Origin of the sequence: Drancourtella sp. An57, assembly GCF_002161525.1 — a bacterium.
Taxonomy (GTDB): domain Bacteria; phylum Bacillota; class Clostridia; order Lachnospirales; family Lachnospiraceae; genus Sellimonas; species Sellimonas catena.
The window spans coordinates 24,249-49,558 of the sequence record NZ_NFHY01000019.1; the positions used below are offsets into that span (position 1 = coordinate 24,249).

Sequence of the window (25,310 nt, forward strand, 5' to 3'; positions counted from 1 at the left end):
AAATACGACTTCACGTGACGCAGTTAAAAACACCAGGATCAAGGACAGCGGGCAAAACTGATTTTCAGAGATCCTGTCCTCTGCGCTCAGTTGTTTTTGACTTCATAGTTTAGCATTATGCTGCTCTGCTTGCATGACAGAGCGAGATCATGACAGCCGAGGAGAGCATTAACAATACTCTCCATTCACCATGCCATCATAGATCAGTAAAATTTCTTCTGTTGCTGTACTATAGTCATATCCGTTATCCATACCGGAAAACTCAAGAGCCTCTATCACTTCATCCAATTTCACTTTCATTTTCGCTTTTCCTCCTGCCAATCACATATATCTAAAGCCGGTTCAGTTCATCCAGCATTGCCCGTCTGTTTCTGTAACGCTGTCTCCAATCCCGGACAATCTCCTCCACCAGCTTAGAGCCGCCTTTTATTTTTTTCATAGTACGGAGCAGACTTACAAGATATTGATATGTTTTCCGGTCACTCGTGTGTACTGCCATTTTCTCTACTTCTGTGCGATACTTCTGCAGAATCTCCTCCGGATATTCTTTCTGAAGAATTTCCCCGTATTCCTGCAGCACAAACATCCCGTGACTGTTCACCACGCAATTCAAAAGCCGGTCATAGAGTTTTTCTTCCTTATACAGTTTTTCTATATTAGATCGAGGCGGAAGTTTTTGAAATATTTCTTCCCTTCTTGAAATCCATTCCTCTTTGGAATACAACTTCTTTAACTCTTTAAATGTTTCCAGGCTTCCCGGAATAACTTCTGTTTCCAGCTTCCAAAGCTGCGCTTCATACTCCTGATTTCTGTCCTGAATTTGATAAATATTCTTTTTCATCTGTTCATACTCAATGACCAGTCCCCGATAGCTCTGATCGAAATAAATACTATCATCCAGCGCCTCAAGTGCCTTCTCATAGTCTCTCTTCTTCATGCACTGATCGATATAGTAACGTCTCACAGAAGAATTATCCCAGTACTGCCAGAAGAATGATTCTCTCTTTTCTTCTCCGTCCTTTTGCTTTTTCAACAAATCCAGATAAGGAACCACCCACCGTCCTAATTCATAATCTCTGCTCCACGACTTCTCTTTGGAAGCGGCATTTTTGATTTTCTTTTCTATGAATTTCAGCTTCAGAGGCTGGTATTCTTTCTCCGGAAATTCATTCAAAACAATTTGATAGATATATTCTTCCAGATAGTCAATAACAGATCCATTTAAATGAACGGAAAACCAGTCAAACATTTCATGTTTTTCTTTTTCATCGACGTAATCCAGAAGTTCCCTCCAATCATTATAGATCTCATCTGCCAGCATTCCCGTCCCGCCGTCAGAATCATCCATATCCACCTCACCGATCGTTTCAAATATATAATTCATCAGCCGAAATGCACACTTATAATTCTTCTGATTGATCATAGTTCTGACATCATTCATCAGAATCTGTTGCAATTCCAGGATAAATCCGTCGGCTTCATAGTAATTAATGAATCCATCTCTTCCCTGATACCGCCAGGTAATCTCATCCACCTGATGAAAATACCGTTCTATATCCTCTTCCGACAGATTTTTCCCCGCAGTCCTTTTAAACCGCAACATCAGCTGTTCATCCTGCATCAACAGATCCGCTAAAAATTCTTCCACAATCTCCGGCTCTGTCTCCTGAATCAATTTTCGTATTTCTTCTTTTGCCCCGGACTTTTTCGTCGTCAGTTCTTCTCTGTCCGGATATATTCCCTGATCGTCACCTTCCGTCCACTCGTATAAAACAGCCGCCATATGTTTGCAGTTCTTTCCATCTTCCGCATATGGACAGGAACAGTACATATCCAGTATTTCCCCCTCTTCCAGAGTGATCTCCACCTGATAATTTTCTGTACCAAGCACATCCGCGGTAATACTGTCTTCTGTTACCTCCATATTTTTTACTGCATTGCACAAATAATAATCATAGCCTCTCTCTAAAATCCGGGCTCTGAACAGACTTTCCCAATTCATATACATTCTCCTCGTTTCTCCACTTGCCTGATATCGGTATCTAACATACATCTGTCTTCTGTAAGTGTAACACATTGCAGGGTATGTCAAAAGTATTTGAAAAAAATTGTCAAGGAATTATTTCATAAAATGCCGGGTTTCTCTTGCATTTTTCTTTCAGATGTCCTATACTATCCTCACATTTATTCGTGGAAGTTTTCTCTTCTGCCTAGATGGAATAATCCGGCCGTTCGGCCAACCGATTTCATTGTTTATTTATTATAGGAGATTCTGAAGAACTGTCTGGAAAATGTTGAATTTCCCACAGTCCATTGCTACAATATTCTTAAGATTCCTGTCTGTTTTTCAGGTCTCTTTCTATTCGAAAGGAGTGCTTTTATGCAAAAAACAGACAGAACAAAGACTACTAAAAAAACGACTTCACGTGACGCAGTAAAAAACACCAAGATCAAGGACAGTGGCGCAAAACTGATTTTCAGAGATCCTGTTCTCTGCGCCCAGTTTCTAAGAGGTTACACGGATATTGAATTGCTGAAAGATGTACAGCCGGAAGATATTGAAGATATCACAGAGCAATTTCTTCCCCTCTTGCAGGAGGCGCGTGACTCTGATTCCGTCAAAAAAATTCATCTGAAAGGCAATTCGGATATCGATACACTGTATGTGATTGCCCTGATTGAACATCAAACGAAAGTAGATTTTGATATGTCTTTTCGCATTCTGCGCTATATCGTCTACATTTTGACGGATTATGCGTCTGAAATGGAAAAGATCCATGAGGGCATCACATCCACCAAAGCGTTCCGATATCCGCCTGTACTGCCCATTGTATTTTATGATGGAACAGAACGCTGGACGGCTTCTCTTGATTTTAAGGATCGGACCGCTCTCTCCGATCTCCTTGGAATACATATTCCAAGCTTTCAGTACATTGTCGTTCCTCTTTCCGAGTTCTCAAATCAAGAGCTCATTGACAAGCAGGACGAACTGTCTTTGATCATGCTGATTGATAAACTGCGCAGCTCTGCCGAATTTCATAAGCTGAAAGAAATTCCGGAAGAATATCTGGACAACATAAGCCGGAATTCTCCAGAATCACTCTTAAAGCTGATTTCCAAAATTATTGCGGCGTTTCTGCATCGCCTGAATGTTCCGCAGGACGAAATCGGTGAGTTCACGGATCAGATTGAGCGGAGGGATTTTACGATGTTGTTTGAAAATTTTGAAGCATATGACGTACAGGCTGAACGAAAGAAAGCACGTGAGCTTGGAATGGCCGAAGGCCTTGCGGAGGGCCTTGCGGAGGGACATGCTACTGGATTAGCCGAAGGACGGGCGGCTGGATTACTGGCTGGAAGATCGGAGTCCATTTTAGATGTGCTGGAAGATCTGGGACCGGTCTCTTCTGAGATTAGGGAAAAGATTCTATCTGAAAAGGATCTGGATACCCTGAAAATCTGGAATAAGGGTGCCGCCAAGGTGGAATCAGTGGATGAATTTGTCGAGAAGTTTTTGAAGGGAAAATAGACATCGGGATCAGACGATGATAGTTCCCATTTTTAATATGAATCATGGAGGGTAGCGCCATGTTAGAAGAGGTGAAGATTACGAATACAAACCAGCTGGAATTTGCTGTTTTTTGTATTGAAAACATTGCAATCAGGCTTGAAAAAAACGCTGAAGAAATATATAAAATGCTAACCGAAGAAAGCAATATCCTGTCCGGCTACATCATACCAGAATATGAAATACTGCATACACAGAGCAAAGACTACATTGTTGATGATATTATCAGCTTAATGCGAGAAAGGGGTATTAAAGTATGATTTTATATCACGGTTCCTATCTGGAAATTAAATCTCCGGATTTAGAGCATTCCAGAAAGAATGTTGATTTTGGATGCGGTTTTTATCTGACTCCTATTTACGAACAGGCCGTAAAATGGTGTGAGAAATTCAAACGACGTGGAAAAAACGGAATCGTTTCTCGATATGAATTCGATGAAAAGGCATATCAAGAACTAAAAATTCTGAAATTTGATTCGTACTCCGAAAAATGGCTCGATTTCATCCTTACTTGCAGAAGCGGAAAGGATGCCACTGATTATGATATTGTTATTGGCGGTGTTGCAAATGATAAAGTCTTCAATACCATTGAGCTTTTCTTCGATCATCTGATTGATAAAGAAGAAGCGATACGGAGATTACGTTTCGAAAAACCTAACTTGCAGCTTTGTTTCCGGACACAGAAAGCTCTGGAATCTTATTTGTACTTTGAAGGGAGTGAACAAATTTGACGGCGAATCCTATTTTACTGCAAAAAAAATACACTCGAATTATCGAGTGTTTTGCTGAAAAAGAACAACTTTCTTTGGATGATGCGCTATGCTTTTTTTACCACTCAAAGATTTACCGCTTAATCAGCGAAGGTGTATCTGATCTGCACTGTATGAGTGACGAGTATCTGGCAGAAGAACTTGTTTCTGAGTATAAAGAAAAATGACATGGTATTGGTGGCAATCTTGACACTATCACCATATTACCAAGAAGTTTTGGAGCGGCAGAAAGACGCCCAAAAAAGATCCCGTACATTTCACGTATTGCAGGATATGTGAAATGTTACAGGATCTTGTAATAAATTTATTTTTTCTTTAGCAAACTAATAATGTTTTTTCCATACTTAATTGCCCCTCCTGCAATTAACAGAAGATATAATCCACCCAAAACATACCTTATAGAATTATGTGAATATAGGATTTCAACTAAAGGTGTTACTGCAATAGCAATTAATAAAACTGAAAAAATAATCTTACGGTCAAATATATTTTTGTATCCATATCTACATATTGTAATATAATGAATTATAAATAAAACACCATATCCTATCAGGGTTGTATATCCAGCTGCTACGTATCCAAATATTGGAATCAATAAATAATTTAATACGATGTTAATTACCGCTGCTATGGCCGTTCCTATCGCAACTGTTTTCATTTTTTTCTCATAAAATTCCAACTGTACATACATGGTATATGTAAACTGAAACAGACATCCTACAATTAATGGTGGCAATACATATACCGCCTCTATATAGTTCTTTCCTCCAAGTATCATAATCGCTTCCGGTGCAAAAAAGAGTGCCCCAATTATTAGAACGACAAAGAGCATAAAATAAATTGTTGTCGTTTTCTTTATTGTTTTGAACTGTTTTGCTTTTAGAGAATCTAAAAGCCATGGTGCCCAAGCCTTATTCATTGAATCTAATAAAATAGCGATAATATTAGTTATGATATAAGCTATGCTGTATAATGCTGTATATTCTGCTCCTGAAAGTTTTGTAATCATAATTCTATCTGAGGAACTTAGAAGAATTAAAGATAATTGATGAGGAACTAGTGGCAGGCTCAATACAATAGCGTATTTATAATATTGGAGACGCACATGTTTCCCTCTATGCATAATAAGTAAATACATAAAAATACCAATAACAATAACGGGAATATATTGTCCGTATACTCGTGCATCTAATTTATTATCTAAAACTAAAACAAGAAACACGGAAAACAAACTTGTTACAACAATTGAAATCCCCGTTAAAAGAGAAAAAGATTTATATCGATAGTGGGCTCTCTCCAATGTAATAAATGTATAAAATGCTTCATTAAATAGAATATATAAAAATATAATATGAAAGTACTTTTTATCAATTCCCAGCCACTGTTCCAATAAACTGCCATTTAATACAAACACTAAATAGAAAAGTGCTGTAATAATAGAGGATAATGTCAATACAGAAAAAGAGTAGCTTTCCAAATCTTCCTCAAAATCAAGTTTTGCTCTAATAATTGACGAGTGTAAATCACAGGCTGCTAATACAACTAATATTGAAACCCAGCTGTTAATATTATTATACTCGCCATATTCTGACTGAGATAGCACTCTGGAAAAAATAGGAGTTGTTATAAAAGCAATCGCTCGAAAGGCAAAATTACTTACTGTATACCATATTCCTGATTTTAAAACTACGCCTGTAGTAACTGTTTTTTTATCATTATTTGTATTAACCATTATTTCAAAACCTTCTATATTACGTCATATTCTTCTCTTATCGAAAATTTTTTAGTTGTTTCACCTGTAACTCTTTCAAATATTGTACTACTTTCTTTCCATAAAATTTTTCTTTCCTTCTCACTACATTTTTCATACAAATCCTCTATTGACCAGACTACAATATTTCCATCTTTATCTTCTATATTTTTTAAAATTGAAAATGTATATTTTACCGTATCATTTAATATATATTGATGCAATGCTATAGAGTATTCTGGCAATGGCTCATGTATTATGTAGTCGGCACTAGGAGATAAGTTAAAGCTTCCTAATGAATAGGCAGTTAACTTTTTATTGGTTTCTTTAATTTCCTGTACAACATGAGGATGATTCTCTATTACCGCATCCGCTCCGAATCTAGTTAAAGTATCCATCAAGAATTCACAATATGTCCCTGGTTCAGGATTAAACTGTCCTCCTGCATGAACCAAAAGTACTACAAAATCTGAAATCTTCTTTGCCTCAGCAATATCTTTTTTCACACTTTCTAAATAAATATTCTCCCTATCTCCTTCACGGATTTGATCCACATATGCATGCATATATGGTACACCAATGGCAAGCATCGTTTTAAATATTACCTTTTTTATTATACGTCGCTGCTTGTCCCCAATAATTTTGAGTAATAAATTTTTTACATGACTATTATCAGAAGAAACCGTAGCTTGTTTTTTTAATAATCCAACGTGAAAATCATTTGTCTCATCAAGTACTATCCCCGTATTTGTTTCATTTGTACTATATGTATATGATAGAAAACTGATCTTTTTTTCTTTCACCTGCACAGTACATATTTGATTACGCTCTTCTTGATTTCTATATGTCCCTGTATGCTTAACTTGAAACTTGTCGAGAATATCTATAGTTCTCTTTAATCCCCCTATTCCTTGATCAAGACAATGATTATTAGCCGTAGATACCAGTTTTATATTTGCATCAGCAATAGCTTCAACAAAAGAATCCGGGGTATTATATCTCATTAGTGCTTTCGTATTTTGGCTTTCTAATCCAGCACAAACTGTTTCAAAATTAGCTACTACTAAATCGGAGTTTTTAAATTTTTTTTTTACTTTACTAAATACTGGCGTAAAATCATACCCATTCTTTTCAGACGCACGCAATAACGGTTTATCGCATGTCAAATCGCCAAGGTATGTTATTTTTATATTATCCATTCAATTTTCGTTTCCTTTCTGTTTGAAAATATCTATGCGCTATTGCAATTGCCGCCCAAAATTCCCATACATACCAAAATGAAAGTGAAAGAAATAACTGAGATGCAACTGAAAAAAATATAATAAATATTTCTCTCATTTGTGTGTCTTTGCAGAAAAAAATCATCCGTAATGTTCCAACTATCAAAAATATGCACACTCCAACACCAATAATTCCAAAACTACAAACTAATTCAAGTACAATATTATGCGAATATGCTGCATAATGTATTGGAAATACATATGGACGTTCTCCGAATACCCCATGTCCAAAAATCCCACCGTTTTTTATAGCATCAATTACAGCTGCCCATATTACATCTCTTCCTGTATCACTTGAAATGTCCCCACTTAACAATAAGTCGAGTGTCCTAGATTGAATTCCCAGATCTTGAGCAAAATTTACAAAACTCCTTAATAGCGTCTCCCCAAACACAAAGAGGATTAATATTAAAACTATGATACTTCCTATTTTTAGAATTTTATATGATGCTTTAGGGCTCTCAACTATATTACTTATCATCATTAAGCCGATGAATAATGCCAACATAAGAAGTGCTCCTCTTGATCCATTAGTAAATATCAAAACACCTCCTACAAAACTGAATATCAAATAATATATTTTTTTATGTTTGATATATAAATATAAAAAAACAATTACAGGAAGTAACATTGCGTATCCAAAAGAAAGGCTATACTGCCTTACAACCATAGTTCCATTCGAACCAATATCGGCCCATCCTCCGCCCATATATGCTGGCAAAAATTGGAATACTAATAAATAACCAAAATCGATATATGCATATTTTTTTACTATATCATAAAGTTCCTTTGTATTATCGCATAAACTAAAAAAAAGGAGTGCATAAATAGCTCCGTCCGGTCGAAACACTCTTTGTAATCCATAATCCTCACGTTCATAAAAATACGCTATATCTGGATTAATCAAATATGTAAAAAAATAGGCTAAAATAATAACAAAATATATTCCCCAAAAAAATCGATATTTTCTTTGTCCTATTTGCTTCATGTAAATCGAGAAAAAAGCAATTGGAATCATTGTTAGAAGTAATAATATAGAGTTTCTAATGAATCCATAAATATTTATCCGTGTTAGTAAAAATCGAGATATGCTTAATATAATGTCATTTAAGAGCCACAATAATAATATCCATGCTCCAACGGATCTCTTTTTTATTAGATCATGATTTCCTAGTTTTACTCGTAGCATAATTATTCCCCTCTTAAACTTATTACATATATCGAAAAACTTGATTTTCAGAAATATTATAAGTAGTTAAGTATTTTTCTATATCACTTCTGATTCCCTTTGCAAATGTACTTTGCATTCCAATCGCTTCACTCAGTCCGTTTCCTTCAACTACTACCCATCCATTCTCAGAATATGCCATATCCCATCCAATAAATTTCACTTCCGGTATCTTTGCAGCGAGTTTACTACACATTATTTTCATTTTTTCCCACTCTGGTAGACAAAATCCTTTAAGCTTTATACCAGAATCTGGATGTACTTCATATCTTCTTCCTAATTCATCAATACCATCCGTAGCAAAAGCTCCTGAATTGACATCGATTCCTACAAGAATTCCTCCGGCAGCTCCATTATCCACAAATTCTCCTTCTCTACCAATTTTAGCAAAACAGAATGCTACCTTTATTCCTTTTCTTCCTGCTAAAGTTATACATCTTATCGTATTTACACTAGATTTATTCAAAATAGACATTTTATAATTTTGAGTAATCGGTTCCTCTAGTATGGTTTTTCCTTTTGATATAAAAAATTTAAAAAGATCAAATTCACTACCTACTTCTCTAGTAATATCAACCAACTCAACACTTCTTCCGCAAGATTCCCTTGCTTCTTTCTTAACAAATTGTGGATGCGTTTTTATAAACTTTTGGAACACTGGGTAATCTTTTGCGTCATTAATACAAATAACTTCTCTTCCAAAATACCTTTTATACATTTTATAAGTTAACATTTTGTCAGAAAACAAATTCATTTTGTCTAAATCATTTACTTCATACCCAAAGTTAACAATTTCACGATCTGAGATATACATATGTCTTTCTTTATCAGATTTATTCATAAAATCATAGCATAAATACTCATTAACCGAAAAACCATATGCAAAGTTCCAAAGAAGAATATCTTGTGCAATTTTATTATAATTATCTTGAATCCCCAATGTATCAAGAGCCAGCTTGATTTCCTTTTTTATTTTCTCAGCTTCATCGGGTATATTCTTCATATGATTTTGCAATATCTCCTTTTTGTTTTTCTCATTTTGTTCTATTTTTTTCAGTTCATTAGCAGATAAGAGAAATTTATTGGCATAATTCTTCCATTTTTTCTTTCTTATTAACTTTATTGCAGGGTGACTTTTCGCTTTATTGATTATTTTCAAATTTATCATCCTAACATTTCCTTTCACATAATATTTTTATACCATGCTGCAAACAGCCACTTTCTGCGGCCAGCAGGGCCGCATTTCCCGGCCAGTCAGGGCCATATTAAGCGGTCGGCTTTAGAGATCGGCAGGGCAAGAGGGGCTCCGCCCTGCTGATCAGTATTGATCGTTGTTGTCACAGAAGGCTATGCCTTCTCAATCAGTACGGTAAATCCTGTCGTCAGCCTTCGCCGGATTCCGTCAAGCTTACCGTAACACTCCTTCTCGTCACTCAGCTGATTTCCCCACTCATCTGGAGAATACTGACAGCTGAAGAGTGTGGAGGTGCCAAGGTCATCCCGAAGTTTTATGAGATGATACAGAATCTTGATCCCTTCTTCTGAATACCTGCTTATGGCAAAATCATCAATGAACAGCAGCTGGATCCGTGCATAGTATCTGATCCTCTTACGATACTTGTTCAGGTCTTCCTGGCGGTTGAGGACAATCAGTTCGTCCAGCAGGTCACTATAGTCTACGAACTTACAACGGTAATTACGTCTGCATGCTTCCACACAACAGGCAGACAGGAAATAAGACTTGCCGGCACCGGTGACTCCATAGATCCCGACGTTCTGCCGGCTCTCAGCGAAATGAAATTTCAGGATCTGATCAACGGTGGCATCATTGTAGATGCGTCCGTTGCCGGTTTTCAGATTCTCGGCCAAAGCACCTTTATTGATCAGGCTGCTGAGCCGCAGATTTGTTTCAAACCTGTTGTTGAGTGTTTCTATGTACTGAGGTTCCAGAACCTCACGGATAAACTGCAAAGCGGTATAGCTGCCGAATTCAGGGCTTTTAGACAGTTCTGCGAAACGCTGGGCGGCTACCGGCAGGGATAGTGTGTCCAACATCTCATAGATATCGTTGGTTTCACTCTTCATGGCCGGCCTCCGTTTCCTGACGCTTCAGCAGGTTCTTAAGGGAATACTTGCTGTCGTCATCTTTGTAAGTGCCGGACACGGCTGCTGCAGCCTCTTCCTTGGTTTTGCTCTGTGGTACCGTACTCTGTGCTGGCTCCTTATAGTAAGTTGAGATTGTGTTACAGATATAGGAATAGTTGCATCTCCCAGCTAAAACGGCGTCTTTACAGCAACGTTCCAGGGCTTCCGGGGAGTACTTCTCCGCATATCGCAGAATACCAAAGCAGCTTCGGAATGACTGCACCGGATAAGCGTATTTTCGAATGACTGCATCGATCAAAGCACGGGTGCTGGGTCCGATAGCAGATGCTTTCTGCTGAAAATAGGGCACCGTCCAATAGCCATAGTCTTTGTATTCGGCAGGCATATCCGAGGGGATGATCACCCAGTCTTTCGGTGTGTAGCTCCGCTTATGCGTCCGGATGAAGTCGCCGTGTTTGTTATAGACATAGATTTCTTTTTCCCCTGCCCGGATCTCAAGTTCCTGTCGTAGATATTTCCGGGGCATGCTATAATGGACTTTGTCGAAGGTGAAGGAGAAATCTTGTGCTACTTTAACAGTCTTTCGTTCAAGATATTCAAAACGGCTGGGCGGAAGAGGCAGGAGAGTCTCCTTCTCTTCTGTTGTAAAGAGATCGTACCGGGAATAGGTGAGCCCCTCAAAAGGCTTCCGGTTCTCGGCATCCACCTTTTCCATCAGGACACGGTTTAAATCATCCAGGGAATAAAAGACCATGTCTTCCATATCCATGAGGATGTGCATGGTAATGATCTTTACGTGGCCTTCCACAACTGGTTTCCAGCGGGGGGATTTCACTTTGGCAGGGGTTAAAACCGTATTGTTATGTTCTGCCCATGCCTGGAAATCTTTATTCAGGACAGGGCTGATCCAGTCTTTGTTCCGGGCAACTGCTACTTTGCAATTATCCGGGGTGATCGTCGGCGTCACGCCGCCAAAATAGGACAGAGCATTATTGTTGACCCGGATCCAGTTCCGGATATCGCATTCGGTCATTCCCTCAGCGTAAAAATAATCACTGTAGGTGAGGGCAGCGATAAAGATCGTGACCTTTGTGGTCTCATCCGGGTTCCGGCGGTTATGCAGATAGAGCTGCTTCCCCGCATAGTCCAGCTCGAGATTGACACCGGGATAACGCTGGATGTGGAAGGTCAGCTGTTTGGAATCAGCCCATTCGCTGTAACGCCTGCAGTACTGGCGATAGCTCATTGGCTTCTTTCCATCTACGACACCTACGGCATTGTATTTCTGCCACAGATGCTTCAGGGTCTCTCCTTTGCGGGCCAGAGCCTTGTAAACAGCTTCCTTGTTAAAATCCCGATAGAGAAGCTGGTTCGCTGATACACCAGGCTTTTTATAGAGAATACTCTCAATGTATTCATTCGTGACATCTGCCGGTAAAGGGTATGAGAGTTCCGGATTCTCTCTGAAACGCTTCAGGAACTCGTTGACGGTTGTTTTGCTGCAGTCACCGCAGCTTTCGGCAATCTCGCGACCGCTGAGATGGTTCACAAAGTGAAGTCTCAATACTCTTTTGTAGTCCATAATTGAACCTCCAGTTATGATATTTCCCCTTGAACAGGAGATGCTTATATTATAACTGGAAATTTTGGCCGCTTAATGTGTCCTTGGCTGACCGCCATTTAAGTCACAGGCTGGCCGCCAAATATGGCACAGGTGGCCGTTTAGGCTGGCAATCTGCACATGCTTTGGTTGAGTTAGCCTTATCTTCACGAACTATGTGACTTTTTAAACTTTAACCACATTTCATCTGCGCATGATTTTGAAATAGTTTGTTTCATATTGTCTGCTGGATAGTCTACATGAAATTTTCTTCGACTTTTTTTATATGAATCAAAATCTTCAATTACTTTAGCCGGTATACCTCCTACCACAGAGTTATCAGGTATATCCTTTGTTACAACTGCACCAGCTGCAATAATTACATTATTACCTATTTTTACATCATACAAAATTTTGACTCCTGTCCCAATAAAAACATTATCACCTATTTCAATACATCCTATTTTTTCTTGATATTTTTCTTGATTTTCCAACCCATTCAGCATGTAATGCGTAACATCATGTGTAACAAATTCTACACCTGATGCAACCCAAACATTATTTCCAATACTAATTAATTCAGAATATAACGGAATTTTCCTTGAGGTAATCATGACTCTATCGCCGCATTTTCTGAAAACATTATGCTCTTTTAAATATCTTGCTCTTTTCATAGGTGAACGTATCAAAAACATTTTAAGCATTAATAAATATCTTTTATTAATAAACATCGCCCTATTTATCCTCTAAGATCTTTTTAATATTTTCTTCTCCCAATCTTTCTGGTGTTCTTCCATTTTTCCGGAAGTCCTGTCCTAATGCCGCATTTGCAATTTCAATCAGTGCTGTTGCAACTGGTGTTTTAATATCCAGCGCTTTCCCAAGTGACTCTAACATCACCAATCCCTGCGGGACATCCTCCGTAACATAACGTGAATTTACCGTTACCGGTCCCTTTGCTCTTGTCGGCATTGCTGCATAGGAGAAAAAGACTTCTTTCGCATCTTTTTCATCATCTAAAGAGTTTCTGAACTTACATGCTTCCACATAAGACAGACGTTCGAATCCCATCTTTTCGAGAATATCCATCTTTTCAGAGTCCAATTTTTCCAATACATTCCATGCATGCTCCGTGAATGCCCGATGATACATACAGAATTCATCTCCCATTGCATCAATCATAGGAATACTTAAAAGTGATCCGATAGTATGAACAATCATATTTGGATTATGAAGTGCTGCCCCAACCACACTGTTCATATAATGGAATGGGAATCCTAATTGATCCAGTTTTTCCTTAACACTAGAAAGATTTCTTGCCGGATACACCCCTAATGGATTTCTTACATTTCTGAATCCAACTTTAAAAATACCTGGCTCCATGATACGTCCGTCAATAAAAGAGCTTTGTGCTTCTACTACTGAAATATCTTTATCTCCACAATATTTCAGTACATACGCTGTCGAAAAATATCCAGGATTAATAAGCAGGATTTGACCGTCTCTAATAAATGGTGCCATTCTCTGAATCAATTCTTCATGATAATTTGTTTGAATGTACACAATGATTACATCCATTTCTGTCAGTACAGCCAAATCTCTTGTTACATTGGAAATATGACCTTCTTTTCTCACAATTTCCAAATCCTGTGGATTCATACTACCGTTTTCTCCAAAATCCAGGAGCGTCATTTTCCCATCGTTTTTCTGAAGATATTCAAAATTATCGTCATGCATTGCATTAGAAGTTTTGACCAATGTTACATTTACTCCTCTAAATGCCATATCTGCTGCTACTGCGCAGCCCCCATTTCCAGCTCCTACTACTGCTACTCTCATTTTATGTTCTCCTTTTCTTTCTTTAGTTTTGTGCGTCTTTTAAAGTTTTCTTTATAAAAACTTCTTCCAGAACTCTTTCTGTCAAATCTCCAAATGTCGGACCACAAGTAATCTGGTTCGAACCCGGGCATACATTGTATTCAATAAAAACCGGATCTCCTTCTGTATCTACTGAGAAGTCCCATCCGATCAGTTTAAAATGCGCAAGCTTTTTATGTTCTTTTTTCACAATTTTGACAATTTCTTTATAGGATGGAACCACGATATCTTTAAAATAAATTCCATTCTGATTTTTAGAACGCCATTCTGCTTTTCGATTAACGCCTAATTCATTCAATGAACCATCTTCATGAATTGGGCAGGCATATCCACCGGCTCCAATATTATCAACTCGTGCATTACTTGCGCCCATTCTCAAAATAGAGGACAGGATATAAACTTCTCCTTCAAACAAAAAAGATACAATCCTGATCGTATTCAAAGATGACGGATTTAATTTTGCAAGAGTTTCATGCTGCTTTACTGCCCCCTGCACGATATAATTTGCCCCCATCTTTTTTAATGCACGCAGAAGATCTTCTTTCTGATACTCACCCGGAGTAAAAAAAGAAATCAAGCGTCCTTCCCCACTGTCAATTGAAGGCTTAATTAAAAATTCCTTCTGATAAGAAAAGCATTTCTTCACTGCTTCTTCTCTTGAAATAATTTCATGATTTTCATCGTAAAAAACACCGGCAATATTTTTCATAATCGTTTCCGGTTTCTTTAAATCAGGAAACCAAATGTTATGAAGGCATTTATCTTCTCCGAAGCGGCGGAACTGCGTATTACTGAAATATGGTACGATTGTTCCATACCAGAGGTCATCCGGTATGTACCGTGGATCTACTTTTTTATCACGGTCAGCAAAAATCTGATACCACATTTTCTTTGGCTTTAATCCGTACCGCTGCCAATAAGGAACCACGATCTGTTCATACTCTTCGTCGCACTGAAATCCATTATTCATCCTTTTCAATCGTACCCGTGCCTTTTTTCTGTAAGAGTATTCCCGATATTTTGACTCCATCATCAAATTCAGATCGTCCCATTTTTTTCTGAAGTTACTTCTCATTTTCTCTTCCCCCGTTTAATATGGATATTTCGTTATATTTCATCATATAAACTCCTTCATCATAACCTGGCTCTTGTTTTTCATTTTCTTTTCCTTCCAGATTATTTACGATCAGTTTCATATGATTGACCCCACACTCATACGCATGTGGATATCCACCTCCAAATCTCGGATTCACTTCTGAAATGTAATAATTCTCATCTTTTTCAAATACATCAATATCAATCTGTCCCCGATATCCCATTTCTTCTGCAAACGAGCTGAGCAGTTCATTCAGTTTTGGATCAATAAAGGACTCTGCCTTGTCCGTTTCTCCAGCTCTCATAACCAGTTTCTTTTTTGTAAAAATAGAAACCAGTTTCCCACTGATCATATCGATATAGCAGTCTGCTCCAATTTCCTGTCCTTCCAGATACTCCTGAATCATCAGCCCCGCATTATGCTGGAAAAGCAGCTCAATCGTTTCCCGGTCATAAACTTTACTGATTGCAATAGATGCGCTCCCACAGACAGGTTTAACAAATACTGGATACTTTGCTTCTCCCTTCTCTATATCTTTAAAAAACTCTTCCTTATTCACATAGCTTTTTGCACAGCGATAGTGATGCTCTTCAAGCCATTGGTACATTTCCCATTTATTTAGAGAACGTTCGCAAACTTCATAGTCGGATCCGATAACACATGTACCGATTGCTGCAAATCGATCTTTATTCTCCGCTAACAGTGAAAGTTCCGGATCAATCAGGGACAGTACTCCCTGAATTTTTTCTGTTCTGCATATCTCTAAAATCTTCTCAATGTATCCTGGTTCCGTCATTCTTGGAACAATATAAAAGGCATCGGCTTCGTATAACGCCGGTGCCAGTCTGCTCATATCCGTTGCAATTACTTTCCCTTTTCCCTGTAACTCCTTTTTGAAATACTGAATGATTTTATTTCTTGTACCCACACTCAATACTAATATATTACTCATCTTGTTTCCCCTTTAAATATTCAAAGAATAATGGTGTTCCACCTGTGTGTAAAAACAAAATATTTTTACCGGTAATCTTCTGTTCGCTGATATATTTTTTCATTCCCCAGAACGCTTTCCCCGTATAGGTAGTATCCATAGGAATTCCATATTTTCTTAGATTCTCTTCAATGGTATCTTCAATCTCTTTATTTTCTTTCCCATACCCCGAATTTGTATACTGGTCCAGGAAAATGGTGTTCTTTTCAATCTCTTCTTTTGAAATTCCATTTAGATATTCTTTTACACTGTCCATAACAACAGTTCTTCCATAAGGATTTTTTCTTGCGATACTGATTCCTATAATCTTTCTGTCATCCTGATTCAAAATCTGGCCGCAAATAAGTCCTGCCTGTGTTGTTCCTGTTCCGGACGCATGAAAAATATAATCAAACTGAATCTGTTCCTGCTTTTCGTATTCTTTAATCTCTTCGTAACACCGTACATAGGCTTCTGTCCCAATATTTCCATGACCTCCACCCATAATAAAATAAGGATGTTTCCCTTCTTCCTGAAGTCTCTTCAGATTTGCTTCGATCGTATCGTGTACCTCCGTAACCGGACATTCGATAATCTCAGCCCCAAAAAACTCCATCATTTTTCTGTTATATGTACGTTCGGAAGCTTCTTCCGGACTGATGATCAGACAGGGAAACCCTTCTGAAGCAGCCATATTCGCTATAATCCTCCCATGGTTGGAACTGCCGCTTCCATAGGTCACGATATAATCTGCTTTCTGTTTCCTGATATCCTGTAGAAATAATGCTGCTTTTCTTGCTTTATTTCCTCCAAAAGAAAAAGGAAGAAGATCGTCGCGTTTTACATAAACTCTGTTATCATTCTCCTCCAGAAGATAAACGGGAGTTTTATAGTTCGAAATATCCATTGATTTCAAACTCCTCTCTTGAGATTTCATAATAAAAACGATCTACATTCCTACCTCTGTTTTGAACCTTTCCGTATTCTATACCCTTTTTCTGAAATCCTGATTTTTCGAAAAGTCTTTGTGCCGGTAGGTTTTCGCATTCTGTATACAGATACACCTGATCCAGTCCCAATTTTGTAAATGCATAATGTAGAAGCTGCCGTGTTGCTTCTGTAGCAATTCCCTTTCCTTTATAGGCCGGCTCACCCATGGTGATGTAATATTCACCCTGTTTCCCTTTTATTCCAAGAATTCCGATTAATCCGACAGGCTCTCCATCCACTTCGATGATTCCATCAAATCTGTCTGTACGGTCTTTAATCTTTTCAAACCATTCTTCTGTTTTTTTCTGCTCCAGCGGAAGATCGTAGTGCAGAAACTGATTATTCTGCTCATCGTTGATCCACTTTAGCTTAAGCGGAATATCCTCCCACTTCATTTTTCTAATAACAATCTGCATTATTTCTCTCTCCTTGCATCATCAAGTCTTCCCGCAGGTATTTCACTTCCAACAAGAATATCTGATTTTTTCAAAACTTTTTCCACTGTTTTTTTCAGAATTTTCATATCCATCTGAAATGTACAGTGATCCACATAGTAAAGATCATATGCAAACCGTTTCTCCCAGCTAATTGCATTTCTTCCATTGACCTGTGCAAGTCCAGTCAATCCCGGCCTGACATCATGTCGATGGAACTCTTTCTCAGTATAGTATGGAAGATATTCCATCAGAAGAGGCCGACATCCTACAATACTCATATCTCCCTTCAGAATATTGAATAATTCTGGAAGCTCATCCAGGCTTGTGCTTCTCAGCCATTTTCCAAATTTTGTCAGCCTGATATCATCAGAAAGGAGATTTCCCTCTTCGTCTTTTTGATCCGTCATCGTACGAAACTTGTAAAGCAAAAATGGTTTTCCATAGAGCCCCGGTCTCTCCTGTTTGAAAATCACCGGGCTGCCAAGTTTCAGCTTTACAAGTCCTGCTGTGATCAACAATACCGGGCTTAACACAATAATCCCACCTAACGCACATACAAAATCCAGTGATCTCTTTATGCACGCCTCATAAAATCCTTTTCTTCTTCTCATACCAGACACCTACTCAAAACATCCCTTCACAATCTCGATCACTTTCTCCTGTTCTTCCGCCGTCATCTTATTATCACTCGGCAGACACAGGCCTCTATGGAAAATATCCATTCCCACATCCAGCGGTCTTCCGTCCTGTCCTACGGCTCCTCCTGCGATATATGCATTGGTCTTTGCCCGTCCATTTCCTTCTCTTGTGACAAATCCATTCATCCGGTAAATTGGCTGCATGTGCATCGGTTTCCAGATTGGACGTCCTTCTGCATTGTAGGATGCCAGTGTTTCCAGAATCTCTGTCGGGCAGCTCTTTCCAGGCTCGCTGATATACAGTGCTTCCTGTTCTCCCCGTACCTGCCTGCACATAGCTTCCGGATCGATTATCATACAGCTCAGCCAGAAGTTCGGCTCACTGTTTTCTTCATCATATGGATTCATTTTCACCGGAAGGTCTTTGAATCCTTCTTTATATCTCTCATAAATTGCTTTCTTCTGTGCGATATGTTCTTCCAGATATGGGAACTGTCCTCTGACCACTCCTGCAATCACGTTACTCATCCGGTAGTTGTATCCCAGTTCCTCATGCTGGTACCATGGTGCGTTTTCTCTGGACTGCGTGGACCATTTCCGTACTTTCTTTGCTGCTTCTTCCTCATCTGTCAGAAGCATTCCTCCAGATGATCCTGTGATAATCTTGTTTCCGTTAAAGGAAATGCAGTTATAGGTTCCAAAGGTTCCTGTCTGGACACCTTTATAAGTTGCTCCGAGAGATTCTGCCGCATCTTCAATGATGACCGCGCCATGTCGGTCACAGATTTCCCGGATTTCATCAATTTTTCCCGGTGTACCATAAAGATGTGCTACAACAACAACTTTTACTTCCGGATAGAGTTCAAATGCTTTTTCCAAAGCCACCGGATCCATATTCCAGGTGTCATACTCGGTATCAATAAATACCGGAATGCCGCCTTCATAAACAACCGGATTCACCGTGGCATCAAATGTCATGTCTGAGCAGAACACCTTGTCTCCCGGCTTTACCCCTGCCAGCTTCACCGCCATATGAAGTGCTGCTGTTCCGGCTGATAATGCCACCGCATACTTACAGCCGATTTTTTCGCAGGCAAGCCGTTCTGTCTCATTAATATTTTCCCCAACGGTTGACATCCAGTTGGTTTCATATGCTTCTTTTACATACTCCAGTTCCGGGCCGTGCATGGTCGGACTGGAAAGCCATACCTTTGATGAAAATGGTTCCATCTTCTTACTCATCTTCCCTCACTCCTCTTTTTTTCCACTAAAAAAAGCCCGGAAGTTTTTCCAGACTGTTTTTCCTTTTATGTTTCAATTTTCTCTATGATTTCCAGGCCTGCCTGGGTCTCCAGGATTCTCCCGAACATCGGGATCTCAAGGCTTGCTTTTCGCTTATGCCGGTCGATTTTGCGGATCATGGCTTCGCGTCCTTTCAATGGGCCGTCGGTGATCCGGATCCGGCCGTTTTCAATGATCCCGGTGGACATCTCAACAACCTGTTTTTCTTTTCCAAATTCGGTCAGGAAGTCTACTTCCTCCTGTTTTAGCGGAATGATTTCCCGTCCTGTCCCGATCAGCTTTGTAAGGCCGATCACATTTTTCAGGCCAAGATACAGTTGTTCCATTTCGTCTGTAATCATGAAAACGTATCCTGGAAACAGAATTTTCTGCTCCAGATGCCATTCTCCTTTGTACTTCTTCATTGATTCATAGTAAGGGATAAAGCAGCGCTTTAAAATCCCGTGATCGATCGTTTTTTCACATTGTGTGATGATCTCTTCCTCGGTACCTGTGCGTACCTGTACTACATACCACATAGAAGTCCTCTTTCTTCAAATGAGGCCTTGTCGTATTTCATTTCATTAAAATGTGAGGGAAGTCGCTTTTATGAAATATTCTGCATGAAAAAAGCATACTCTTTTCACTTCCAAATCATGAAAGTAAAAAGGGTATGCTTCGCCATTTCACCCGGATGCTTTTCCGGGTGAATCACGATATTCCATAATGACCACTTTCCCATTCAAACGCGACAAAGCGACGATTTGATTTGGTTAAGATATTTTCAAGTCCAAAACGACTTTGTTATTTTTCTTTTTTCTTATACTGATAAGTAGGTACGATTCTGGATACCCGTTCTTTGACATCCGATACTTCCTTGTAGCATGCATCTTTCAATTCTGCAAGCTCCATCAGGAATTTATCATCATCCATATCGATCGGTTCTCCAATGAAAATCAGATTGTTATCTGTTTTGTGCAGACCTTCCTCTGCCATTAAAAGCTCTTCGTAAAGCTTTTCTCCAGGTCTTAAGCCAGTAAATTTAATTTCGATATCCACTCCCGGTTTCAGTCCGGAAAGTTTAATCAGGTTGGTGGCAAGGTCGAGGATCTTGACCGGTTCTCCCATATCGAGAACGAAGATCTCGCCGCCTTCTGCGTAGGAACCTGCAGTCAGCACAAGGGATACTGCCTCCGGAATCGTCATGAAGTACCGGATGATATCCGGATGTGTGACGGTAACCGGTCCGCCCTCTGCGATCTGCTTTTTAAACAGTGGAATTACGCTTCCGTTGCTTCCCAGTACGTTTCCGAAACGTACTGCCGCAAAGGTGGTTCCTTTGGAATGGCGTGACATCATCTGAATGACCATCTCGCACATTCTCTTGCTGGCACCCATGATATTGGTCGGATTGACCGCCTTGTCCGTCGAAATCAGGACAAATCTTTCTACACCGTACTCGTTGGCGAGTTTTGCAGTATTGTAGGTGCCGAATACATTATTTTTGATTGCCTCATTCGGGCTTGTCTCCATCAGCGGTACATGTTTGTGTGCTGCCGCATGGAAAACGAGCTGTGGATGATACGTGGAGAATACCTTTTCCAGACATCCGGTATCCCGCACAGATCCGATCAATGCGACCAGATTTAATGACGGATATTTCCTTCTCAGCTCCTGTTCAATATCATAGGCATTATTTTCGTAAATGTCAAATATAATCAGCTGTTTTGCACCGTATGCCGCAATCTGCCGGCAGAGCTCGCTTCCGATGGAACCGCCGCCTCCTGTGACAAGTACGACTTTGTCTTTTACATATCCGGAAATCTCTGCAAGGTCCATCCGGATGCTTTCCCGTCCGAGAAGCTCTTCGATCTCTACCGGACGGATCGAACTTACTTTTACTTCGCCGTTAACCAGCTGATAGACAGCCGGAACGATCTGCATTTCACATCCCGTCTCCTTGCAGATCTCGAGAATATTTTTCTTTTCGGAAGCCGAAATCGCAGGAATTGCAAAGATAATTTTCTGAATCTGATATTTCTTTACCATCTCAGGAATATCTTCTCTTGTTCCGACAATCGGAATTCCGTCGATATAACGGTTCTTTTTGTTTTTGTTATCGTCAATAATACAGCGGATTCTTGTGTGCATCTTGTCTCCGCTTTTATTAAATTCACTGATGATTGCCCTGCCGGCCTCTCCGGCACCGATGATCATCGTATTTTTCACATCTCTGGATTCTACAGCCGCTGCTGAAGTCCTTGTGACAAACATCCGGTAAATCCGGTAAGAGAAACGGATACCTGTAATCAGAAAATACTGAAGAATTCCCCCCATTACATAATATGAAATCGGCATTCTCTGAAAAATCACGGTAGTCCCCACAATATGAAGTGCCATGGAAATCGCGCATACAATTGTGGTTCTCGACAGTTCGTCAAAACTTGCAAACCGCCACATGCTCCGGTACAGTTTAAATGCAAACATCAGAATCAGTGTACATACGGTATGAATCGGAATATACCTGATCCAGGTAAAAAGATATTCCGGCGGAATGTCCGAGAAGCGGAAGTCAAATCTCAGCCATAATGCCAGTCCGTAAGACACATTCATTACAATTACATCATAGATAAACAGTAAGATTGAGATACGTACCCAATGATACAGAAACAGCTTATCTGCCATCCATTTCTTCATAACACTTTACTCCTCATTCTTTTATTTCCACAGCCCTCTACTGTGTAATTTTTTCCCCACCTAAAATCCGGTTGATCTTGCTTGAAATGCTGTTTACAGAAACCTCATTCGGATTCATGACATACAGCATCTGGCTTCCGGATGAATAACAAGTATTGCTGTCTCCTGTTCCGATCGCATTGTCGGTCAGGATACTCCAGCTGCCGCCTGAATTGAGCTGCATCTGGATCAGTTTTGAGAGCTGGTCCATAGATACATTCGTTTCTACACAGTCGTCAAGCTCTTTTACAATATCCATAGCTTTCGTAAGCATGGATGGTGTCAGCATCTTGTTGATAATTGCTGTGATCACGGCTTCCTGATTCTTTCCCCGCTGGTTATCACCGGAAGCAAAGCTGTGACGCTCCCTTGAAAAGGCAAGTGCCTGTTTCCCGTTTAAATGGTTCACACCCTGCTGGAAAGAATATCCTCCCGCTTCAAAAGCATACTCGGAATTGACGTCGACTCCGCCAAGTGTATCGACAATTTCAATCAGTGAGGTAAAGTTCACTCTCGCGTAGTAATTGATGTCGGTATTATAAAGCTGTTCCAGTGTTGCCATGGAAACATCCACTCCATAAATTCCGGCATGAGTCAGTTTGTCCCGCTGGTTTCCGGAAACTCCCGGAAGTGTCACGTAGTAGTCACGCGGCGTTGTTGTCAGAAGCACCTGGCGTGTTTCCGGATTCACTGTTGCGATGATATTCACATCGCTTCGACTGTTTGTGGAAATCGGACCGTATACGTCGATTCCGCTGATATAGACATTAAACGGTTCTGTCACGCTCTGGTCTACTTTTTCCAGTTTGGTATCAATTCCATACTGATACAGAATACGAACCTGATCTTCATATCCTTCAATCTCGTCTGTAATCAGGCTGTTGAATGCCTCATTATAGATAGCCGCCTCAATTCTACCATCCAGAAGGGCCTGTGCTTCCTCCTGAACAGTATTGAACTCCGACACATTCGGCTCCTGTCCGATCAGTGTGGAAAGCTTGGTAATCATCTTTTCGTTGTTTGTCTGATCAGCGGCCGTCTGAACTCCGAAAATATAATTCTGCGCATCCAGAATCGACTCCGCGCTGTCTTCCTTTTTGACCACAACGATCATATTGTCGGTTTTATACTCAGCTCCTCCGATATTACTGATTGCCTGATGCATATTCATAAAGTAATAGGTTCCGAAAGCAAGTGCGGCACTGATCAGAATACTCAGTACAATCCCCACAATATGAATTTTGTTCCTGATATACTGCATTCCAAATGTGAGGGCGAACAACAGCAGAAGCACAACAGCCCCTGCTGCCAGATACTTCATCGGAATCATTCCACTGTTAAATAAGATACCGACAAAAATCACAGAAATCAGAAGCTGAATTACTGCAATCACTTTTCCGAGAGTATTTCTCCCTTTTTTCTCGTCGTAATGCCGGGAACCGCGGCGGCCCTGATGTCTCCTGCGTTCCCTCTGCTCTCTTCTCTGCGGCATTTTTATCACTCCTTTTACCTACTGTACAGTCAATGTAAACTCTTCAATATTTGATGTATTATTGTTCGTATCCATCACATAGTAGCGAATTGTATATGTACCCGGAACGGATGTATTGTACTCTCCGTCCGCGTGAATTCTTCTGGATAATGTCGCCGCATCGTCCTGGTCATCCACCACCTGGTCAATCACGGAAAGGACATCGAATGATTCTCCTGCACGGATTGATCTGGACGTCTCCGTGAGACGGATTGCCGGATTTGCCCCGTCCGGTGTCAGTTCTCCGGTATTTTCCTCCTGTGTTTCCTCAGCGGAAGCCTGTTCCTGTGCTGCCTGTTCATCCTCTGAAGTATCTTCCTCTGTCTGCGCTTCCTCTTCCTGGGACGGTTCCTCTGCTTCAGGCTGGCTGACATTTTGTTCTGCCTGCCCGGTTCCCTCATAATTGACCATCCGTGTTTCGGTTCCGACATTATTGCTCTCATCGATTACCGCATACTGTACAATTGCGCGGGTTCCATCGCTTACTACCGTAATTTTGTCAATAAAAATCTGATCCGTCACATCTCCGTCCCGGTTGTCTTCGGCAGTTACGTCAGCGAGGAGTTCTTCATAATTGTCTCCGTCTTTGTAGGTGATTTCTTTCTCTTTATCTTCGATCGTGATGACCGGTGCTGTTTTATCCTGTGAAGCAGTGATAACGGCCGCACCGGCTACCAGCACCGCACAGCCTGCTATCAGACACAGGGTTAATAGCCTTTGTCTCATCTTAACGTTCTCCTAATCGATTAATTGTCACTTCCGTAATGTCCGTAATATTTCCCGTAATACTTACCGTAATATTTATTCTGCTTCATGGATACCTTGTTGAGAACAACTCCCAGAATATTACATCCTGTCTTGATAAGCTGATCCTTTACGGAACGCGCGAACTTGTAGCTGACCGTATTGGCTGAAATAACAAGAATCGCCGCGTCACATGCTGCGGACACGATTGCGCTGTCGATAACACTTCCAAGCGGAGGTGTGTCGATAATAATATAGTCATAAATATTTCTTGCCTCTTTTAACAGTGCGGCAAACTTTTTGCTTCCAAGGAGTTCTGCCGGATTTGGCGGAACCGGACCTGCAAAAATGACAAACAGGCCTTTTTCGTTTGTTTTGCAGAGAATTTCAGAAAGATCTCCCTGACCGGAAAGAAAATGGGTCAGACCTTTCATTTCTCCTGTCACCTTATATCTTCCGGCAAGAACAGACTTTCTAAGATCCGCGTCAATAAAAAGAACTTTTTTTCCCGCCTCTGCAAGAGAGTATGCCGTTGATAATGATACCGTACTCTTTCCTTCACTTGGAGCACAGCTTGTAATTGCAATGATCTTATTTTCCTCTCCGGAGAATTCAATATTTGTACGAAGCTGTTTGTAGGATTCATTAATTCTGTAATCCTGCATACTCTTTAAATTTAATGATATTTCTTTCATCTTCAGACCTCCC

The 25,310-nt window shown here is 40.0% G+C and carries 25 protein-coding genes; 4 read left to right on the forward strand and 21 right to left on the reverse strand.

What is annotated here, in order from left to right; translation table 11 throughout:
• Positions 1-168: 168 nt before the first annotated feature.
• Both B5G11_RS16905 and B5G11_RS13785 read right to left on the reverse strand, forming a co-directional pair.
• Complete coding sequence (locus B5G11_RS16905) at positions 169-300, reverse strand: hypothetical protein (protein ID WP_255396460.1); 132 nt, start codon at positions 298-300, stop codon at positions 169-171.
• A 31-nt stretch (positions 301-331) separates the two neighbouring features.
• A complete protein-coding gene (locus tag B5G11_RS13785; RefSeq protein WP_158099294.1) occupies positions 332-2,002 on the reverse strand; it encodes an SWIM zinc finger family protein in 1,671 nt (556 codons plus the stop codon).
• A 378-nt stretch (positions 2,003-2,380) separates the two neighbouring features.
• On the opposite strand from B5G11_RS13785, the gene B5G11_RS13790 reads away from it, so the two are divergent.
• The 4 genes from B5G11_RS13790 to B5G11_RS13805 are packed head-to-tail and all read left to right on the forward strand — an operon-like array spanning position 2,381 to position 4,504.
• Positions 2,381-3,529 (forward strand): Rpn family recombination-promoting nuclease/putative transposase, encoded by a 1,149-nt coding sequence (locus B5G11_RS13790; RefSeq protein WP_087254801.1) that lies wholly within the window; start codon positions 2,381-2,383, stop codon positions 3,527-3,529.
• Positions 3,530-3,588: 59 nt separating this feature from the next.
• Positions 3,589-3,828 (forward strand): DUF3791 domain-containing protein, encoded by a 240-nt coding sequence (locus tag B5G11_RS13795; RefSeq protein ID WP_087254804.1) that lies wholly within the window; start codon positions 3,589-3,591, stop codon positions 3,826-3,828.
• Complete coding sequence (locus B5G11_RS13800) at positions 3,825-4,298, forward strand: DUF3990 domain-containing protein (protein WP_087169557.1); 474 nt, start codon at positions 3,825-3,827, stop codon at positions 4,296-4,298. Before B5G11_RS13795 ends, B5G11_RS13800 begins: the two co-directional genes overlap by 4 nt.
• Positions 4,295-4,504: a DUF3791 domain-containing protein gene (locus B5G11_RS13805; protein WP_087254807.1), complete on the forward strand. Its 210-nt coding sequence runs from the start codon at positions 4,295-4,297 to the stop codon at positions 4,502-4,504. The genes B5G11_RS13800 and B5G11_RS13805 overlap by 4 nt, the downstream gene beginning before the upstream one ends.
• Positions 4,505-4,641: 137 nt before the next feature.
• On the opposite strand, the gene B5G11_RS13810 is transcribed toward B5G11_RS13805, so the two are convergent.
• The 19 genes from B5G11_RS13810 to B5G11_RS13900 form a co-directional block, all read right to left on the reverse strand.
• On the reverse strand, positions 4,642-6,069 hold the full coding sequence (locus tag B5G11_RS13810; protein WP_087254810.1) for an oligosaccharide flippase family protein: 1,428 nt from the start codon (positions 6,067-6,069) through the stop codon (positions 4,642-4,644).
• Positions 6,070-6,083: 14 nt separating this feature from the next.
• Entirely contained in the window at positions 6,084-7,286 is a 1,203-nt protein-coding gene (locus B5G11_RS13815) for a CapA family protein (RefSeq protein ID WP_087254812.1), read from the reverse strand.
• Complete coding sequence (locus B5G11_RS13820) at positions 7,279-8,556, reverse strand: O-antigen ligase family protein (RefSeq protein WP_087254814.1); 1,278 nt, start codon at positions 8,554-8,556, stop codon at positions 7,279-7,281. The genes B5G11_RS13815 and B5G11_RS13820 overlap by 8 nt, the downstream gene beginning before the upstream one ends.
• A gap of 22 nt (positions 8,557-8,578) precedes the next feature.
• Positions 8,579-9,763 carry a sugar-transfer associated ATP-grasp domain-containing protein gene (locus B5G11_RS13825; RefSeq protein ID WP_087254817.1) on the reverse strand — a complete coding sequence of 395 codons (1,185 nt, stop codon included), beginning with the start codon at positions 9,761-9,763 and terminating at the stop codon, positions 8,579-8,581.
• A 179-nt stretch (positions 9,764-9,942) separates the two neighbouring features.
• On the reverse strand, positions 9,943-10,680 hold the full coding sequence (locus B5G11_RS13830) for an ATP-binding protein (RefSeq protein WP_087254822.1): 738 nt from the start codon (positions 10,678-10,680) through the stop codon (positions 9,943-9,945).
• Complete coding sequence (gene istA / locus B5G11_RS13835) at positions 10,670-12,283, reverse strand: IS21 family transposase (RefSeq protein WP_087254825.1); 1,614 nt, start codon at positions 12,281-12,283, stop codon at positions 10,670-10,672. Before istA ends, B5G11_RS13830 begins: the two co-directional genes overlap by 11 nt.
• A gap of 185 nt (positions 12,284-12,468) precedes the next feature.
• A complete protein-coding gene (locus tag B5G11_RS13840; protein ID WP_087254828.1) occupies positions 12,469-13,032 on the reverse strand; it encodes an acyltransferase in 564 nt (187 codons plus the stop codon).
• 4 nt (positions 13,033-13,036) lie between these two features.
• The gene (locus B5G11_RS13845) at positions 13,037-14,140 is read right to left on the reverse strand and encodes an NAD/NADP octopine/nopaline dehydrogenase family protein (protein ID WP_087254831.1); all 1,104 of its coding nucleotides are present in this window, start codon (positions 14,138-14,140) and stop codon (positions 13,037-13,039) included.
• Positions 14,141-14,162: 22 nt separating this feature from the next.
• Entirely contained in the window at positions 14,163-14,888 is a 726-nt protein-coding gene (locus B5G11_RS13850; protein WP_204229629.1) for a sugar-transfer associated ATP-grasp domain-containing protein, read from the reverse strand.
• A 355-nt stretch (positions 14,889-15,243) separates the two neighbouring features.
• Positions 15,244-16,227: an ATP-grasp domain-containing protein gene (locus tag B5G11_RS13855; protein ID WP_087254837.1), complete on the reverse strand. Its 984-nt coding sequence runs from the start codon at positions 16,225-16,227 to the stop codon at positions 15,244-15,246.
• Positions 16,220-17,152 (reverse strand): pyridoxal-phosphate dependent enzyme, encoded by a 933-nt coding sequence (locus B5G11_RS13860; RefSeq protein WP_087167272.1) that lies wholly within the window; start codon positions 17,150-17,152, stop codon positions 16,220-16,222. Before B5G11_RS13860 ends, B5G11_RS13855 begins: the two co-directional genes overlap by 8 nt.
• Positions 17,133-17,651, reverse strand: a complete 519-nt coding sequence (locus tag B5G11_RS13865; RefSeq protein ID WP_087254840.1) for a GNAT family protein — start codon at positions 17,649-17,651, stop codon at positions 17,133-17,135. The genes B5G11_RS13860 and B5G11_RS13865 overlap by 20 nt, the downstream gene beginning before the upstream one ends.
• Entirely contained in the window at positions 17,651-18,283 is a 633-nt protein-coding gene (locus tag B5G11_RS13870) for a sugar transferase (protein WP_087254843.1), read from the reverse strand. The genes B5G11_RS13865 and B5G11_RS13870 overlap by 1 nt, the downstream gene beginning before the upstream one ends.
• A 9-nt stretch (positions 18,284-18,292) precedes the next feature.
• A complete protein-coding gene (locus B5G11_RS13875; RefSeq protein WP_242959068.1) occupies positions 18,293-19,552 on the reverse strand; it encodes an aminotransferase class I/II-fold pyridoxal phosphate-dependent enzyme in 1,260 nt (419 codons plus the stop codon).
• 65 nt (positions 19,553-19,617) lie between these two features.
• Positions 19,618-20,130 (reverse strand): antiterminator LoaP, encoded by a 513-nt coding sequence (loaP, locus tag B5G11_RS13880; protein ID WP_087254846.1) that lies wholly within the window; start codon positions 20,128-20,130, stop codon positions 19,618-19,620.
• A 265-nt stretch (positions 20,131-20,395) separates the two neighbouring features.
• Positions 20,396-22,288 (reverse strand): nucleoside-diphosphate sugar epimerase/dehydratase, encoded by a 1,893-nt coding sequence (locus B5G11_RS13885; protein WP_087254849.1) that lies wholly within the window; start codon positions 22,286-22,288, stop codon positions 20,396-20,398.
• A gap of 37 nt (positions 22,289-22,325) precedes the next feature.
• Positions 22,326-23,819: an LCP family protein gene (locus B5G11_RS13890; protein WP_087254853.1), complete on the reverse strand. Its 1,494-nt coding sequence runs from the start codon at positions 23,817-23,819 to the stop codon at positions 22,326-22,328.
• 18 nt (positions 23,820-23,837) lie between these two features.
• On the reverse strand, positions 23,838-24,584 hold the full coding sequence (locus tag B5G11_RS13895; protein WP_087254857.1) for an immunoglobulin-like domain-containing protein: 747 nt from the start codon (positions 24,582-24,584) through the stop codon (positions 23,838-23,840).
• A gap of 20 nt (positions 24,585-24,604) precedes the next feature.
• Positions 24,605-25,297: a polysaccharide biosynthesis tyrosine autokinase gene (locus B5G11_RS13900; protein WP_087254859.1), complete on the reverse strand. Its 693-nt coding sequence runs from the start codon at positions 25,295-25,297 to the stop codon at positions 24,605-24,607.
• Between the last annotated feature and the right edge of the window lie 13 nt (positions 25,298-25,310).

What these genes read in the sequence shown, in the direction of transcription:
- B5G11_RS13885 (WP_087254849.1), bottom strand. Translation starts at nt 22,288, where the DNA reads ATGAAGAAATGGATGGCAGATAAGCTGTTTCTGTATCATTGGGTACGT.
- B5G11_RS13865 (WP_087254840.1), bottom strand. Translation starts at nt 17,651, where the DNA reads ATGCAGATTGTTATTAGAAAAATGAAGTGGGAGGATATTCCGCTTAAG.
- loaP (WP_087254846.1), bottom strand. Translation starts at nt 20,130, where the DNA reads ATGTGGTATGTAGTACAGGTACGCACAGGTACCGAGGAAGAGATCATC.
- B5G11_RS13890 (WP_087254853.1), bottom strand. Translation starts at nt 23,819, where the DNA reads ATGCCGCAGAGAAGAGAGCAGAGGGAACGCAGGAGACATCAGGGCCGC.
- B5G11_RS13785 (WP_158099294.1), bottom strand. Translation starts at nt 2,002, where the DNA reads ATGAATTGGGAAAGTCTGTTCAGAGCCCGGATTTTAGAGAGAGGCTAT.
- B5G11_RS13845 (WP_087254831.1), bottom strand. Translation starts at nt 14,140, where the DNA reads ATGAGAGTAGCAGTAGTAGGAGCTGGAAATGGGGGCTGCGCAGTAGCA.
- B5G11_RS13830 (WP_087254822.1), bottom strand. Translation starts at nt 10,680, where the DNA reads ATGAAGAGTGAAACCAACGATATCTATGAGATGTTGGACACACTATCC.
- B5G11_RS13810 (WP_087254810.1), bottom strand. Translation starts at nt 6,069, where the DNA reads ATGGTTAATACAAATAATGATAAAAAAACAGTTACTACAGGCGTAGTT.
- B5G11_RS13815 (WP_087254812.1), bottom strand. Translation starts at nt 7,286, where the DNA reads ATGGATAATATAAAAATAACATACCTTGGCGATTTGACATGCGATAAA.
- B5G11_RS13790 (WP_087254801.1), top strand. Translation starts at nt 2,381, where the DNA reads ATGCAAAAAACAGACAGAACAAAGACTACTAAAAAAACGACTTCACGT.
- B5G11_RS13895 (WP_087254857.1), bottom strand. Translation starts at nt 24,584, where the DNA reads ATGAGACAAAGGCTATTAACCCTGTGTCTGATAGCAGGCTGTGCGGTG.
- B5G11_RS13795 (WP_087254804.1), top strand. Translation starts at nt 3,589, where the DNA reads ATGTTAGAAGAGGTGAAGATTACGAATACAAACCAGCTGGAATTTGCT.
- B5G11_RS13820 (WP_087254814.1), bottom strand. Translation starts at nt 8,556, where the DNA reads ATGCTACGAGTAAAACTAGGAAATCATGATCTAATAAAAAAGAGATCC.
- B5G11_RS13870 (WP_087254843.1), bottom strand. Translation starts at nt 18,283, where the DNA reads ATGAGAAGAAGAAAAGGATTTTATGAGGCGTGCATAAAGAGATCACTG.
- B5G11_RS13840 (WP_087254828.1), bottom strand. Translation starts at nt 13,032, where the DNA reads ATGTTTATTAATAAAAGATATTTATTAATGCTTAAAATGTTTTTGATA.
- B5G11_RS13850 (WP_204229629.1), bottom strand. Translation starts at nt 14,888, where the DNA reads ATGAAAAATATTGCCGGTGTTTTTTACGATGAAAATCATGAAATTATT.
- B5G11_RS13855 (WP_087254837.1), bottom strand. Translation starts at nt 16,227, where the DNA reads ATGAGTAATATATTAGTATTGAGTGTGGGTACAAGAAATAAAATCATT.
- B5G11_RS13875 (WP_242959068.1), bottom strand. Translation starts at nt 19,552, where the DNA reads ATGAGTAAGAAGATGGAACCATTTTCATCAAAGGTATGGCTTTCCAGT.
- B5G11_RS13825 (WP_087254817.1), bottom strand. Translation starts at nt 9,763, where the DNA reads ATGATAAATTTGAAAATAATCAATAAAGCGAAAAGTCACCCTGCAATA.
- B5G11_RS13900 (WP_087254859.1), bottom strand. Translation starts at nt 25,297, where the DNA reads ATGAAAGAAATATCATTAAATTTAAAGAGTATGCAGGATTACAGAATT.
- B5G11_RS13800 (WP_087169557.1), top strand. Translation starts at nt 3,825, where the DNA reads ATGATTTTATATCACGGTTCCTATCTGGAAATTAAATCTCCGGATTTA.
- B5G11_RS16905 (WP_255396460.1), bottom strand. Translation starts at nt 300, where the DNA reads ATGAAAGTGAAATTGGATGAAGTGATAGAGGCTCTTGAGTTTTCCGGT.
- istA (WP_087254825.1), bottom strand. Translation starts at nt 12,283, where the DNA reads ATGGACTACAAAAGAGTATTGAGACTTCACTTTGTGAACCATCTCAGC.
- B5G11_RS13860 (WP_087167272.1), bottom strand. Translation starts at nt 17,152, where the DNA reads ATGGATATTTCGAACTATAAAACTCCCGTTTATCTTCTGGAGGAGAAT.